This is a genomic window from Streptomyces sp. NPDC001027 (assembly GCF_040299045.1).
In the GTDB taxonomy this organism is placed as follows: domain Bacteria; phylum Actinomycetota; class Actinomycetes; order Streptomycetales; family Streptomycetaceae; genus Streptomyces.
Genome location: NZ_JBEPBI010000023.1, coordinates 19,439 through 33,351, shown reverse-complemented (window position 1 = coordinate 33,351; position 13,913 = coordinate 19,439). Strand labels below are relative to the sequence as shown.

The window sequence follows — 13,913 nt, the reverse complement described above, 5'->3', positions numbered from 1 at the left end:
CTTGCCAGTAGCGTGGCGCGCGGAAACCGCTTGCGTATGCGGAATGACGGAATTTCACCGTCCGGACGAGGTTGCTCCACCGGTTCTTGACATCTCGTCGGGCCTGACCGCCCGTCCGCGGGACCGCTTCTCGGGGCACAGGGTCATCCCCAGGTATGACACTCCCGGCCCCCGGTCCATCCCGAGTCTGCCCTCAGAACCGGAACAGCGGCTGACTACACGGCGACGGACGGCCGGGACGATGGTTCACGTCCCCGGAAGATCCCACCGTCCCGTCAGGAGCCCGTTTCCCGTGACCACCAGCCCCCTCGCCGAGCGGACCACCGCCGTGGCCGCGCGCGCCACGGACCTGTCGAAGATCTACGGACAGGGCGAGACCCAGGTGGTCGCCCTGGACCGGGTGTCGGTCGACTTCCGGCAGGCCGAGTTCACCGCGATCATGGGGCCGTCCGGCTCCGGCAAGTCCACCCTGATGCACTGCGTGGCCGGTCTCGACACCTTCTCCTCCGGCTCCGTGCGCATCGGCGACACCGAACTCGGCTCGCTGAAGGACAAGCAGCTCACCAAGCTCCGCCGGGACAAGATCGGGTTCATCTTCCAGGCGTTCAACCTGCTGCCGACGCTGACCGCCAAGGAGAACATCACGCTCCCGATGGACATCGCGGGCCGCAAGCCGGACAAGGAGTGGCTGGAAAAGGTCATCGCCATGGTCGGCCTCGCCGACCGGCTCGGCCACCGGCCCTCTCAGCTCTCCGGCGGTCAGCAGCAGCGAGTCGCCGTCGCCCGCGCCCTGGCCTCCCGACCCGAGATCATCTTCGGCGACGAGCCGACCGGCAACCTCGACTCGCGCTCCGGCGCCGAGGTGCTGGGCTTCCTGCGCAACTCCGTGCGGGAGCTGGGACAGACCGTGGTGATGGTGACCCACGACCCGGTGGCCGCGGCCTACGCGGACCGGGTCGTCTTCCTCGCGGACGGACGGATCGTCGACGAGGTGCACGGCCCGACCGCCGAGTCGGTGCTCGACCGTATGAAGCGCTTCGACGCCAAGGGCCGCACCAGCTGATCCCCGACCGGGACCGACCGCTCGCCGACGAGCAGGACTGAGAAGACACCGCCCATGTTCCGTACCGCCTTGCGCAACGTCCTCGCGCACAAGGCCCGGCTCCTGATGACCGTGCTCGCCGTGATGCTCGGCGTGGCCTTCGTGTCGGGGACCCTGGTCTTCACCAACACCCTGTCCAACGCCCTCCAGAACAGCTCCGCCAAGGGCTTCGACCAGGTCGACGTCGCCATCACCGCCGAGTCCCAGCCGGACGTCGGCGACCGCATCGTCAAGACGCCCGATCTGACCCGGGAGCTGCTGGAGCAGAGCGCGAAGGTCCCGGGCGCGAAGTCCGCGATCGGCGTCGTCAACGGCTTCACCGCCATCGCCGACAAGGACGGCAAGCTCGTCGGCGGCGGCTTCCAGTCGCAGGGCGGCAACTACTGGGGCGAGAAGGACGCCCGGTACCCGCTCGTCTCCGGGCACGCCCCGAGCGGCAGGAACGAGGTCCTCATCGACTCGCGGACCGCGGATCGGGCCGGATACGAGGTCGGTGACACCGTGCGGATCTCGGTGGACGGTCCCGTCCTCACCCCGAAGATCGTCGGCGTCTTCACCACCGACGACGGCAACGTCGCCGCCGGCGGCAGCCTCGCCCTGTTCGACACGGCGAGCGCGCAGACGCTGTTCGGCAAGCCCGGCGCCTACGACGAGATCGACGTCCGGGCGGCCGCCGGGACCTCGCAGAGCGCGCTGAAGTCCGCGCTGGACGCCGCCCTGCCCAAGGACCGGGTGGAGACCACCACCGGCCGTCAACTGGCCGACGACCAGGCCGAGGCGATCTCCGCGTCGATGAGCGGAATGAAGCAGGGGCTGCTGGTCTTCGCCGGCATCGCCCTGTTCGTCGGCACCTTCATCATCGCCAACACCTTCACGATGCTGGTCGCCCAGCGCACCAAGGAGCTCGCGCTCATGCGGGCCGTCGGCGCCTCCCGCCGGCAGGTCACCCGGTCCGTGCTGATCGAGGCGTTCGTGGTCGGCACCGTCGCGGGCGTGACCGGGCTCGTCGCCGGCATCGGCATCGGCGCCGGGCTGCGCTCGCTGCTCGGGACGCTCGGGGCGACCGTCCCCGACGGCCCGCTCGTCGTCACGCCCGGCACGGTCGCCACCGCCATGGCCGTCGGCGTCGTCATCACCATGGTGGCGGCCTGGCTGCCCGGGCGCCGGGCCGCGAAGATCCCGCCGGTCGCCGCGATGAGCAGCGTGCACGCCGCCGCGACCACCAAGTCGCTGGTGCTGCGCAACACCCTGGGCGCGCTGTTCTCGGCGGCGGGCGTCGCCGTCGTCCTCACCGCGACGACGATGGACGGCTCCGACGGCCAGGCTCCCATGGGCCTCGGCGCGGTCCTGCTGATCATCGGCGTCTTCATCCTCACTCCGCTGCTGTCCCGCCCGCTGATCGCGGCCTCCGCGCCGGTCCTGCGGATCTTCGGGGTGTCCGGGAAGCTGGCCCGGCAGAACTCGGTGCGCAACCCGCGCCGCACGGCGGCCACCGCGTCCGCGCTGATGATCGGCCTGACGCTGATCACCGGTATGACGGTGATGGCGGGCAGCCTGCAGAAGTCCATCGACAAGATGGCCTCCGCCGCGATCAAGGCCGACTACGTCGTGTCGATGGCCAACGGCAACGAGCTCTCCCCGGACGTCGACGCGAAGCTGAAGACCGTCGACGGGGTGACCGCCACCAGCCCGATGCGCAACGCGCCCGCGCGCATCAACGGCGAGACCGAGTACCTCACCGGCGTCACCGGCTCCGCCTTCGGCGAGCTCACCGACCTCCCGATGGACGACGGCGCCTTCACGGTGGGCGGCTCGCGGGTCGTCGTGGACGCGGGCACCGCGAAGCACCGGGGCTGGAAGGCCGGTTCGGTCTTCACGGCGCACTACGAGGACGGCAAGGAACAGCGGCTGACGGTCGCCGGGGTGTACGAGAGCAACGAGCTGATCCGGGGCATCCTCCTCGACAACTCGGCGCTGACGCCGCACGTCGAGGACCCGGCCGACATGCAGGTCATGGTCAAGACGTCCGGCGGCGTCTCGGACGGCGCCAAGGACCGGCTGGAGAAGGCCCTCGGCTCCAACCCGGCCATCAAGGTCCAGAGCAAGCAGGACCTCTCCGACCAGATCGCGAAGATGTTCACGCTGCTGCTGAACATGCTCTACGGGCTGCTCGCGATGGCGGTCGTCGTCGCGGTGCTGGGCGTGATCAACACCCTGGCCATGTCCGTCTTCGAGCGCTCCCAGGAGATCGGCATGCTGCGGGCCATCGGCCTGGACCGCCGGTCGGTCAAGCGGATGGTCCGGCTGGAGTCGCTGGTGATCTCGCTCTTCGGCGGGGTGCTCGGCATCGGCCTCGGCGTGTTCTTCGGCTGGGCGGCGGGCGAGCTGCTCGGCGCGAAGATGCCGACCTACGAACTCGTCCTGCCCTGGGGCCGGATGGCGGTCTTCCTGGTGCTCGCGGCGGCGGTGGGCATCCTGGCGGCGCTCTGGCCGGCCCGGCGGGCGTCCCGGCTGAACGTGCTGACGGCGATCAAGTCCGAGTAGGGGGCAGCGGTCGGGCCCGGCGTCGTGTCCACGGCGCCGGGCCCTTCCGCGTGCTCGTCAGTTCCAGGTGCGGGCGCGCAGCGGCAGCCCGGAGTCCCCGGACTCCGGCGTCCGGACGGCCAGGACCTGGTTGACGCCGATGCGGTTGCGTTCGAAGGCGACCGCGGAGGCCGCCATGTAGAGCCGCCAGACGCGGGCGCGGCCGGGCCCGGCCAGATGGACGGCCCGGTCCCAGTCGTCCTCCAGACGGGTCACCCAGCGACGCAGGGTGAGGGCGTAGTGCTCACGGATCGACTCGACGTCGCGGACCTCGAGACCGGCCCGTTCGAGCTGGGCGACGGTGGCGCCGAGGGGGGCGAGCTCGCCGTCCGGGAAGACGTAGGCGTCGATGAAGGCGTCCACGTCGTAGGCCGACTCGTCGCGCTGCGGACGGCGGGCGATCTGGTGGTTGAGCAGTCGGCCGCCCGGCCGCAGCAGCGCGTGCAGGGCGCGCGCGTACACGAGGTACCGGTCGGAGCCGACGTGCTCGGCCATGCCGATGGAGGAGACGGCGTCGTACGGGCCGTCGGCGACGTCCCGGTAGTCCTGGACGCGGATCTCGACCCGGTCGGTGAGGCCGGCCTCGGCGACCCGCTTGCGGGCGTGGGCCGCCTGCTCCTGCGAGAGGGTGATCCCGACGACGTGCGCGCCGTGCTCGCGGGCGGCGTGGACCGCCATCGAGCCCCAGCCGCAGCCGACGTCCAGAAGCCGCTGACCGGGGCTCAGGGCGAGTTTGCGGCAGACGAGTTCGAGCTTGTCGCGCTGGGCGTCCTCGAGGGCGCCGCCCGGGGTCTCCCAGTAGGCGCACGAGTACACCATGGACGGGCCGAGGACCAGCGCGTAGAAGTCGTTGCCGACGTCGTAGTGGTGGCTGACGGCGCGTCTGTCGGAGCGCCGGCTGTGCAGGTGCCGCGCTCCGCGGACCTCCTCCCGGGGCGGGGCGGGCGGCAGCGGGGGCCCGGCGAGTCTCAGCAGGCCGCGGACGGCCGCACGGAAGCCGGGGTCGCGCAGGGCCCGGGAGAGGGTGCGGGCGTCCTCTCCGCGCTCCCAGACGAGGCCGGACAGCAGGTCGACCGCGGTGTACAGGTCGCCCTCGATGTCCACGTCGCCGGCCACCCAGGCGCGGGCGAGGCCCAGTTCGCCGGGCTTGAACAGGAGACGGCGCAGGGCTCTGCGGCGGTGGGCGACGAGGACGGGGGCGCCGGGCGGGCCCGCCTGCGAACCGTCCCAGGCGCGGATGCGCAGCGGGAACGGAGCCCCCAGCAACTGTTCGACGAGCCCATGGAGCCGCGGCGCGGCGTCAGCCATGATGCACACCTCCGTGACGGTGATCCCGGAATGTCCTGTCACCACGTAAACACGCCGGGACGCGCAGTCCAGTCCCGCGCGGCCGTCACGACCGGGCAAAACACGTGCGCATGCCACACGCCGGGGACGGTCGCCGCATGCCGAAGGGGCCGTCCGCACCACGGATGGCGGACGGCCCCTTCGGGGGTGTTCAGTGACCTCGGGCCCACGGGCCCGGGGTCGGGTGACGCGAGGTCAGGAGGCGTTGGCCTTCTCGTTCTCGGTCTTCACGGCGGCCGGCTTCGCGGCGACCGGGGCCGGCTTGGCGGCCTCGTAGAACTCCTCGCGCGGGGTCTCCAGCGCGCCCAGCGCCACGACCTCGCGCTTGAGGAACATGCCGAGGGTCCAGTCGGCGAAGACGCGGATCTTGCGGTTCCAGGTCGGCATCGCCATGCCGTGGTAGCCACGGTGCATGTACCAGGCGAGACGGCCCTTGAGCTTGATCTTCACCTTGCCCATGACGATCATCGCGACGCCCTTGTGGAGGCCGAGACCCGCCACCGCGCCCTTGTTGGAGTGCGCGTAGTCCTTCTGCGGGAAGCCCCGCATGCCGGAGATCACGTTGTCGCCGAGGACCTTCGCCTGGCGCAGCGCGTGCTGGGCGTTCGGCGGGCACCAGGCGTTCTCGACGCCGGCCTTGCGGGCGGCGACGTCGGGGACCTGGGCGTTGTCGCCGGCGGCCCAGATGTAGTCGGTGCCCTGGACCTGGAGGGTCGGGGCGGTGTCGACGTGACCGCGGGGGCCGAGCGGCAGGCCGTAGCGGGCCAGGACCGGGTTCGGCTTGACGCCGGCGGTCCACACGATGGTGTTGGAGTCGACCTCGAGGCCGTTCTTCAGCACGACGTGGCCGTCGACGCAGGAGTCCATGGAGGTGGAGAGGTAGATCTCCACGCCGCGGCTCTCCAGGTGGGCCTTGCCGTACTGGCCGAGCTTGGGGCCGACCTCGGGCAGGATCTTGTCCGCGGCGTCGACCAGGATGAAGCGCATGTCCTCGCGGGACACGGTCTTGTAGTACTTGGCCGCGTCGCGGGCCAGGTCCTCGACCTCGCCGATGGTCTCCGCACCGGCGAAGCCGCCGCCGATGAAGACGAAGGTGAGCGCCTTGCGGCGGATCTCCTCGTCGGTCGTGGAGTCGGCCTTGTCCAGCTGCTCGAGGACGTGGTTGCGCAGGCCGATGGCCTCCTCGACGCCCTTCATGCCGATGCCCTGTTCGGCGAGGCCGGGGATCGGGAAGGTGCGGGAGACCGCGCCGAGCGCGATCACCAGGTAGTCGAAGGGCAGCTCGTACGCCTCGCCGACGAGCGGGGCGATCGTGGCGACCTTGCGGTCCTGGTCGATGGTGGTGACCCGGCCGGTGAGGACCTCCGCCTTGGGCAGCACTCGTCGCAGCGGGACGACGACGTGGCGCGGGGAGATGTTGCCGGCGGCGGTTTCGGGGAGGAAGGGCTGGTAGGTCATGTACGACCGGGGGTCGACGACCGTGACGGTCGCCTCGCCGTAGCGCATCTTCTTGAGGATGCGCCGAGCTGCGTACAGGCCTACGTACCCACCGCCTACTACGAGGATCCTGGGACGCTCCGTGGTGCTCATGCCATCGAGTATCCACCTGGTTCGGGGGGGTCGCTCGTGCGCCCCTTCACAAGCTTCCCGAGGGTGTGTGCTATCCTCCGCGACCCGCGTGATCCACATCATGGCGGAGAACGGGAACCTGCGTGTAGGGCATGGCGTTGTCAATGCCGCGTGAGCTGCCTCTCCGACTCCAGAAGGCCTCCGTGAGCATCCTGTGAAACGCCTCGCGAGACAGTCGCGAGACGTCCGCGTCCGCCTCTTTTGAACACGTTCACACGGGGGTTGGGCCCTCGGAAGGGTCAACCGGGACACGATCGTCCTCCGACAGGGCCGAATTCCTTGTGAAGAACTTCACGAACTTTCCCGGCGGGGTGTCGCGGGAACACGCCAAAGGGGCCCCGAAGGGCCCCCAGGACTGCTCATCCGCGCATCCTGCCTGCTCAGCAGAGTGCACCCGACGACCCCGCCGAGCGCTACGCGACCGACCGGGCGACGCCGTCGAGGATCGCCGACGATCGCGATTCCCCGAACACGGCCGCGTGTACACACATGCGCGTACACTGATCTCATGACTGAGAACACCGTGACCGTGCGGGAAGCCCGCGCGCACCTCGCCGACCACATCAACCGGGCCGAGGAAGGCGTTCCGACCGTCATCACGCGTAACGGCGCTCCGGTGGCAGCGGTGGTTCCGATCGCCGACTTCGAGGCACTGGAGGAAGCGGCCGACGTCATGCTGGCGCGCGAAGCCGAAGCGGTGCTGGCCGAGGGCGGCCCCACAGTGACGATGGCCGAACTGTTGGCGGACCTGTTCACCGAGCAGGGCGGCGATGCGGCGTGAAGTACGCCCTTCGGTTCACCACTGCGGCGCAGCGGCAGCTCCGGGCCGTCAGCCGGCCCGACGCCATGCGCATCCTGACCGCGCTGACCGCACTCGGTGACGACCCGTACCGCCAGGACGCCGACGTCAAGAAGCTCACCGGCCCGTCCGGGCTCTACCGGCTCCGGGTCGGAAGCCACCGGGTCGCCTACCAGATCAACGATGGTGAACTTGTCGCTCTCGTCGTCAAGGTGGGCGACCGGCGGGACGCATACCGCAACCTGTAGGCGGTCAGGCCAACGACCAGGCGATGCCGTCGAGGATGTCGTGCTCGCTCACGACGACCTCCTGTGCGCCCGTGCGCTCCATGATCGCCAGCAGCACCAGCGCGCCCGCCCCGATCACGTCCACCCGGCCCGGGTGCATCGCGCCGATCGCCGCACGCTCGGCGTGGGTGGAACGCAGCAGCCGCCCCGTGATCGTGCCGACCTCCTCGCGCGAGACGCGCGAGTGGTGGATGGCCGCCGAGTCGTACGCGGGCAGCTTCTGGGCGATCGCCGAGACCGTGGTGACCGACCCGGCCAGGCCGACCAGGGTGTGCGCCTCGCGCAGCGGGACCGTGCGCTCGGCGAGGTCGAGGGCGGCCTCGATGTCGGCGCGCATCGCCGCGATCTGCTCCTCGGACGGCGGGTCGGCGACCTTCCCGTCCACGACCAGGTGCCGCTCGGTCATCCGCACGCAGCCGACGTCGACCGAGCGGGCGGCGCGCACCCGGTCGTCGCCGACGACGAACTCCGTGGAGCCGCCGCCGATGTCCACCACCAGGTAGGGCCGGGCCAGGTCGTCGCGGCCGGTGAGCTCCTTCGTGGCGCCGGTGAAGGAGAACTCGGCCTCCTGCTCGCCGGTGATGACCTCGGGCTCGACGCCCAGGATGTCCAGCACCCCGCGCACGAACTCCTCCCGGTTCTCGGCGTCCCGGGAGGCGGACGTGGCGACGAACCGCAGCCGCTGCGCGCCGAGTTCCTTGACGGCCGCCGCGTACTCCCGGCAGGCGGCGAACGTCCGCTCCAGCGCCTCGGGGGCGAGCCGGCCGGTGCGGTCGACGCCCTGGCCGAGCCGGACGATCGTCATCCGGCGGTCCAGGTCGACGAGTTCGCCGGTCTCCGGGTCCGCGTCGGCGACGAGCAGCCGGATGGAGTTCGTGCCGCAGTCGACGGCGGCGACCCGGGTCACGGGGCCTCCCCCTCGGCCGGAAGGGTCACGCAGGCGCCCTTGCGCCACCACTCGGGGAGCATCTCCAGCGCCTCGTCGCCGAGCGGGTTCACGCCCGGGCCCGCGGCCAGCGAGTGCGCCACCAGGACGTGCAGGCACTTCACCCGGTCCGGCATGCCGCCCGCGCTGGGGAAGTTCCGCAGCTCCTCGATCTCGTCCCGCCGGCGGACGTAGTCCTCGTGCGCGGCCCGGTAGGCGGCGGCGAGCTCGGGGTCGGACTGCAGCCGCTCCGTCATCTCCTTCATCACGCCGTTCGCCTCCAGCGTGCCGATCGCCGAGTTGGCCTTCGGGCACGTCAGGTAGTACAGCGTCGGGAAGGGGGTGCCGTCGGGCAGCCGCGGGGCCGTCTCGACGACGTCCGGCTGACCGCACGGGCAGCGGTGCGCGATCGCGCGCAGGCCGCGCGGCGGGCGTCCGAGCTGCTGCTTGAAGGCCTCGACGTCCGCGTCGGTGGGCTCGGTGCGCGAAGTGGTCGGCGGGGGCGTCTGCATGCCTGTCTTTCCATCGGTCAGTCGGTCGGTCGTCAGTCAGTGGTCGGAGGCGTCGGACTTGTCGACGCCGTCCCAGACATTGGAGTACCAGGGGCGGTCGGCCGCCCCGAGGTCGGCGCGCGACTGCCTGGCGGCGTCCGGGTCGACGACGATGTAACCGGTCTCCCCCGGCAGCACGTAGTGCAGCCGCAGCCGGATCTGCTGCTCGGCGTACGCGTCGTCCTGCCAGCGCGCCTTGAGGTCGCGCAGCTGCTCGACGCGCTCGCCGGCCTGCTGCTTCTCACGCTCCAGGTCGGCGATCTCCGCGCGCTGGGAGACGTACTGGCGCATCGGGTACGCCAGGGCCACGATCAGCGTGCACAGGACGATGGCCAGCAGGGCCGCGCGGCCGGTGAGGCGGGAGCGGCGGGCCTGGCGCTTGGTCTGCGAACGGTACACGCGGGCCGCGGTCTGCTCGCCGAGCAGCTTGATCCTGGTCGCGGTGGAGAAACGGTCCCGGTCCTTCACGGCCATGTGCTGCGCCTCCCGTCTCCCACGTGCGTACGTCCCCGCACACGGTACGGGACCGAGTACGGGGACGTTCGTGCGACTGGCTAGGCCTTACCCCGGGTGGGGTCAGGCGTCGGCCTCGCTCAGTGGTTCGCGGAGCGGAACCGCGGGAAGGCGGAGCGGCCGGCGTACACCGCGGCGTCGTCGAGGATCTCCTCGATGCGCAGCAGCTGGTTGTACTTGGCGACGCGGTCCGAGCGGGCCGGGGCGCCGGTCTTGATCTGGCCGCAGTTCACCGCGACGGCGAGGTCGGCGATGGTGACGTCCTCGGTCTCGCCGGAGCGGTGGGACATCATGCACTTGAAGCCGTTGCGCTGGGCCATCTCGACGGCGTCGAGGGTCTCGGTCAGCGAGCCGATCTGGTTGACCTTGACGAGCAGGGCGTTGGCGGAGCCCTCCTCGATGCCGCGGGCCAGGCGCTCGGGGTTCGTGACGAAGAGGTCGTCGCCGACGATCTGGACCTTGTCGCCCAGCTTGTCCGTGATGACCTTCCAGCCGGCCCAGTCGTCCTCGTACAGCGGGTCCTCGATGGAGACGAGCGGGTACGCGGAGACGAGCTCCTCGTAGTACTCGGTCATCTCGGCGGCCGAGCGGGACTTGCCCTCGAACTCGTACTTGCCGTCCTTGTAGAACTCGGACGCGGCGACGTCGAGCGCGAGCGCGATCTGCTCGCCGGGGACGTAACCGGCCTGCTGGATGGCCTCGATGATGAGGTCGAGCGCGGCGCGGTTGGACTCGAGGTTCGGGGCGAAGCCGCCCTCGTCGCCGAGGCCGGTGGACAGGCCCTTGGTCTTCAGCACCTTCTTGAGGGTGTGGTAGACCTCGGCGCCCCAGCGCAGCGCCTCGGAGAAGGACTCCGCGCCGATCGGGGCGATCATGAACTCCTGGATGTCCACGTTGGAGTCGGCGTGCGAGCCGCCGTTCAGGATGTTCATCATCGGAACGGGCAGCAGGTGCGCGTTCGGGCCGCCCAGGTAGCGGAAGAGCGGGAGGTCGCTGGCCTCGGAGGCGGCGTGGGCGACGGCGAGCGAGACGCCGAGGATCGCGTTGGCGCCGAGGGAGCCCTTGTTGTCGGTGGCGTCCAGGTCGAACATGGCCTGGTCGATCAGGCGCTGCTCGGTGGCGTCGTAGCCGACGAGCTCCGGGCCGATCTGCTCGATGACGGCGAGGACGGCCTTCTCGACGCCCTTGCCCTGGTAGCGGTTCGGGTCACCGTCGCGCAGCTCGATGGCCTCGAAGGCGCCCGTGGAGGCGCCGGACGGGACGGCGGCACGACCCGTGCTGCCGTCGTCGAGGCCGACCTCGACCTCGACCGTGGGGTTGCCTCGGGAGTCCAGGATTTCCCGGGCTACGACGACGTCGATGGACGGCACGAGCATCTCCTTCATGGGATGTGACGCTGAAAGTGCGCGGCGCGTGGCCTTGCGCCTAGAGCCTAACCGTCTGCGGAGCGTCGGCCACCGACCGACCGTCCCGTGGACGGACTGACCGTACACATTGTTCCTGTCCGGAACAAAGCGGCGGGGGAAAGCCGTCCGAAAGACCGCGGAAACAGTGCGCGAAACCGGGCGGGCGGCCGTCCGGCAGGGGCGGGCGGACGATTGTCGGCGGGGGCGGGGCGGGCGGCTGCCCGAAGGGCCGGGCGGGCGCTGCCCGACGGGTGCAAGAAAAACCCCGTCCCGGTGCGTACGGGGGAACACGCACCGGGACGGGGAGCCCGTGGGGGGTGGGGGGAGGCAGGGGACCTTCACGCGGCCCTCGGGCAGCGGCCTTCACCGGGAGAGCGCTGCGGCTTCGCCGGCGTCGGCATCGACGTCGGCATCGACGTCAGCGCCGACATCGGCAGCCGGCTGTCACTTCAGGTGCAGCTGCTGACCCGGGTAGATGAGGTCGGCGTCCTGGACGATGTCCTTGTTCAGCTGGAACAGCTTCTGCCAGCCGCCCTTGACCTTGTGCTTCTCGGCGATGGAGCTGAGGGTGTCGCCCTTGACGACCTTGTACTCGCCGTCGCCCTTCTTGACCTTCTCGCCGGTCGGGGTGGTGACCGTCTTGGACTTCTTGGCGGCCGCCGGACGGTCGGTGGAGCGGGAGCTGCTCTTCTGCTCGGTGGAGCGGGAGCTGCTGCTGTCCGACGAGCCGGAGGAGCTGGAGGAGCCCGAGTTCGAGGAGGCGCCGCCGCCGTCGTAGGAGGCGCCCGACAGACCCTTGCCGCAGACCGGCCAGGCGCCCTTGCCCTGACCCGCGAGGACCTTCTCGCCGATGGCTATCTGCTGGGCCTTGGAGGCCTGGTTGGCCTGCGAGGCGTACTGCGTGCCGCCGTACGCGGCCCAGGTGGAGGACGAGAACTGCAGGCCGCCGTAGTAGCCGTTGCCGGTGTTGATGGACCAGTCGCCGCCGGACTCGCACTGGGCGACCGCGTCCCACTCGGAGGCGGTGGCGGCGGAGGCGTTGCCGGCCGCCAGCAGCGGGGCGGCGATGGCGACGCCGGTGACACCGGCGAGAGCGGCGGCGCGGGTGGCCTTGGACGGACGACGGTGCTTGCCCTTACCGGAAAACAGCATGGTGGATCCCCTCACCGACGCCTGCGAGGTGAGCTGTCGGGTTCGGGCCAAGTGAGTTGCCCGGCCGCTCCTCCGTCGGAGACCTCGCTCCGTGGAGGGGTGGCTTCACCCCAAGCCGCTCCGGTGACTTCCCGGTGCGGCACTTACCTGGGTCCCCCGCTCCTGCCTACGGCGCTTGACGCGACGACTGTTCCCGGGCAGCCGCTGGCAGGATTCGGCGTTGCGACGGCCGGGGCTCGGGTTGCCGAGCGGTCACGACCGTAGACACGCGATCCGCGGAATTTCAAAGACGATCAGGGCTTCTGAGACTCATCCCACACTTTCGCCAAATCGGACATTCGGCGCGAAGCGTGACGTGAACTCCCGCTGTTTTTCTTGGGCTTTGCGCCCTATTGGACCCCTGTGTCGAGGGTCTGACCGGGGGTGATGTCGCTCGGGTCGGGGCCGATGACGTCCTTGTTCTCGGCGTAGAGGGCACGCCATCCGCCGTGCAGGCCAAGGGAGTCGGCGATGGAGGCGAGGGAGTCGCCCTCCTGGACGACATAGCCGGCCGCGGCATGCCGCCCCGTCGAGGCGGTGGACGCACCGCCGGTCCCGGCGTCGGCGCCCTCGGCCGCCGGCTCGTCGGCCGTGGTGCCGCGATGGCGGCCGGAGCCGAGTGCGCCGGTGTCGACGAGGTTCCAGGAACCCACATCCTGGACCGACTTGTCCGAGTCGTCCGCATCCGGAGTCCCCGAGGTCGAGCCGTCGGCCGCCTGCGGGTCGCCCTGACGGCCGGCCCCGCCGGAGTCGCCGGAGGCGGCAGAAGGGGACGATGGGGACGAAGGGGATGAAGGCGACGCAGAGGGTGAACTCAAGGAATCGCCGGACGAGTCGGACGATGCGGATGATCCCGTCGATCCGGTCGATCCGGCTGATCCGGTCGAACCGCTGGAGCCGGTCGAGTCGCCGCCGGAATCCGAAGAACCCGAGGAGCCCGAAGAACCCGACAGCCCTCGCGACAGGTCCGACAAACCCGATGAGCCGGACGAACCCGAAGAATCGCCCGCCACTCCGGTGTCCACGGCCAGCGCGCCGTTCTCCTTGGTGAGCCCGGAGGTCAGCCCGCACGTGCCCCACGCGCCGACGCCCTTCGCCGCGAGCACCTTCTGGGCCACGGCGATCTGCTGGTTACGGCTGGCCAGGTCGGGGCTCGCCGCGTAGTCGAGTCCGCCGTAGGCGTTCCAGTCCTGCTGGGTGAGGCTCAGACCGCCGGACTCGCCGCCGGCGCCGTCGGCACTCCACGAGCCCCCGGTCTCGCACTGCGCCACCTTGTCCCACACGGTGCCGTCCGCGGCGCTCGCACCGGAGGCGGCGAGCAGCGGGATGGCGATGGCGGAGCCGGTCACCCCGGCCGCGACGAGCAGCGCGGGCGCCTGGCGGGGGCGACGGTGACGACCGTTCCCGGAGAGCATGCGAGGGCCTTTCTCTGGACAGCAGTGCCGGCGCGGGCGAGTGAGCTGACGCGTCGCGCTGACGAGTGAACGTATCGGCAGACGATCACTTGTCACAAGTTAATGCCGCGCAGATCACGTGAAGATCACAGACTTGAGGATCGGTCACCTTTACTCCGTCGTATG

At 70.6% G+C, this 13,913-nt stretch carries 12 protein-coding genes and 1 riboswitch; of the genes, 4 read left to right on the top strand and 8 right to left on the bottom strand.

Annotated features, from left to right (window positions below):
• The first annotated feature begins 292 nt into the window (after window positions 1–292).
• The gene (locus ABT300_RS10050; RefSeq protein ID WP_351673801.1) at window positions 293–1,063 is read left to right on the top strand and encodes an ABC transporter ATP-binding protein; all 771 of its coding nucleotides are present in this window, start codon (window positions 293–295) and stop codon (window positions 1,061–1,063) included.
• 54 nt (window positions 1,064–1,117) lie between these two features.
• Complete coding sequence (locus ABT300_RS10045) at window positions 1,118–3,646, top strand: ABC transporter permease (RefSeq protein ID WP_351673800.1); 2,529 nt, start codon at window positions 1,118–1,120, stop codon at window positions 3,644–3,646.
• Between the two features lie 57 nt (window positions 3,647–3,703).
• Here ABT300_RS10045 and ABT300_RS10040 read toward each other — a convergent pair whose 3' ends face one another.
• Together ABT300_RS10040 and ABT300_RS10035 are read right to left on the bottom strand one after the other, a co-directional pair.
• Entirely contained in the window at window positions 3,704–4,993 is a 1,290-nt protein-coding gene (locus ABT300_RS10040) for a class I SAM-dependent methyltransferase (protein ID WP_351673799.1), read from the bottom strand.
• A gap of 234 nt (window positions 4,994–5,227) precedes the next feature.
• Window positions 5,228–6,622 (bottom strand): NAD(P)/FAD-dependent oxidoreductase, encoded by a 1,395-nt coding sequence (locus ABT300_RS10035; protein WP_351673798.1) that lies wholly within the window; start codon window positions 6,620–6,622, stop codon window positions 5,228–5,230.
• A 547-nt stretch (window positions 6,623–7,169) separates the two neighbouring features.
• Here ABT300_RS10035 and ABT300_RS10030 point away from each other — a divergent pair.
• Together ABT300_RS10030 and ABT300_RS10025 are read left to right on the top strand one after the other, a co-directional pair.
• On the top strand, window positions 7,170–7,442 hold the full coding sequence (locus ABT300_RS10030; protein ID WP_351673797.1) for a type II toxin-antitoxin system Phd/YefM family antitoxin: 273 nt from the start codon (window positions 7,170–7,172) through the stop codon (window positions 7,440–7,442).
• Window positions 7,439–7,708 (top strand): type II toxin-antitoxin system RelE family toxin, encoded by a 270-nt coding sequence (locus ABT300_RS10025; protein ID WP_351673796.1) that lies wholly within the window; start codon window positions 7,439–7,441, stop codon window positions 7,706–7,708. The genes ABT300_RS10030 and ABT300_RS10025 overlap by 4 nt, the downstream gene beginning before the upstream one ends.
• A gap of 4 nt (window positions 7,709–7,712) precedes the next feature.
• On the opposite strand, the gene ABT300_RS10020 is transcribed toward ABT300_RS10025, so the two are convergent.
• The 6 genes from ABT300_RS10020 to ABT300_RS09995 all read right to left on the bottom strand — a co-directional run bounded on the left by ABT300_RS10020 (window position 7,713) and on the right by ABT300_RS09995 (window position 13,748).
• A complete protein-coding gene (locus ABT300_RS10020) occupies window positions 7,713–8,654 on the bottom strand; it encodes a Ppx/GppA phosphatase family protein (protein WP_351673795.1) in 942 nt (313 codons plus the stop codon).
• Window positions 8,651–9,184 (bottom strand): DUF501 domain-containing protein, encoded by a 534-nt coding sequence (locus ABT300_RS10015; RefSeq protein ID WP_351673794.1) that lies wholly within the window; start codon window positions 9,182–9,184, stop codon window positions 8,651–8,653. The genes ABT300_RS10020 and ABT300_RS10015 overlap by 4 nt, the downstream gene beginning before the upstream one ends.
• Before the next feature lie 36 nt (window positions 9,185–9,220).
• Entirely contained in the window at window positions 9,221–9,697 is a 477-nt protein-coding gene (locus ABT300_RS10010) for an FtsB family cell division protein (protein WP_351673793.1), read from the bottom strand.
• A gap of 119 nt (window positions 9,698–9,816) precedes the next feature.
• A complete protein-coding gene (gene eno, locus ABT300_RS10005) occupies window positions 9,817–11,112 on the bottom strand; it encodes a phosphopyruvate hydratase (protein ID WP_057578620.1) in 1,296 nt (431 codons plus the stop codon).
• A gap of 474 nt (window positions 11,113–11,586) precedes the next feature.
• On the bottom strand, window positions 11,587–12,294 hold the full coding sequence (locus tag ABT300_RS10000) for a transglycosylase family protein (protein ID WP_351673792.1): 708 nt from the start codon (window positions 12,292–12,294) through the stop codon (window positions 11,587–11,589).
• 3 nt (window positions 12,295–12,297) lie between these two features.
• Window positions 12,298–12,478, bottom strand: a riboswitch (cyclic di-AMP (ydaO/yuaA leader).
• 205 nt (window positions 12,479–12,683) lie between these two features.
• On the bottom strand, window positions 12,684–13,748 hold the full coding sequence (locus ABT300_RS09995) for a LysM peptidoglycan-binding domain-containing protein (protein ID WP_351673791.1): 1,065 nt from the start codon (window positions 13,746–13,748) through the stop codon (window positions 12,684–12,686).
• Window positions 13,749–13,913: the final 165 nt, after the last annotated feature.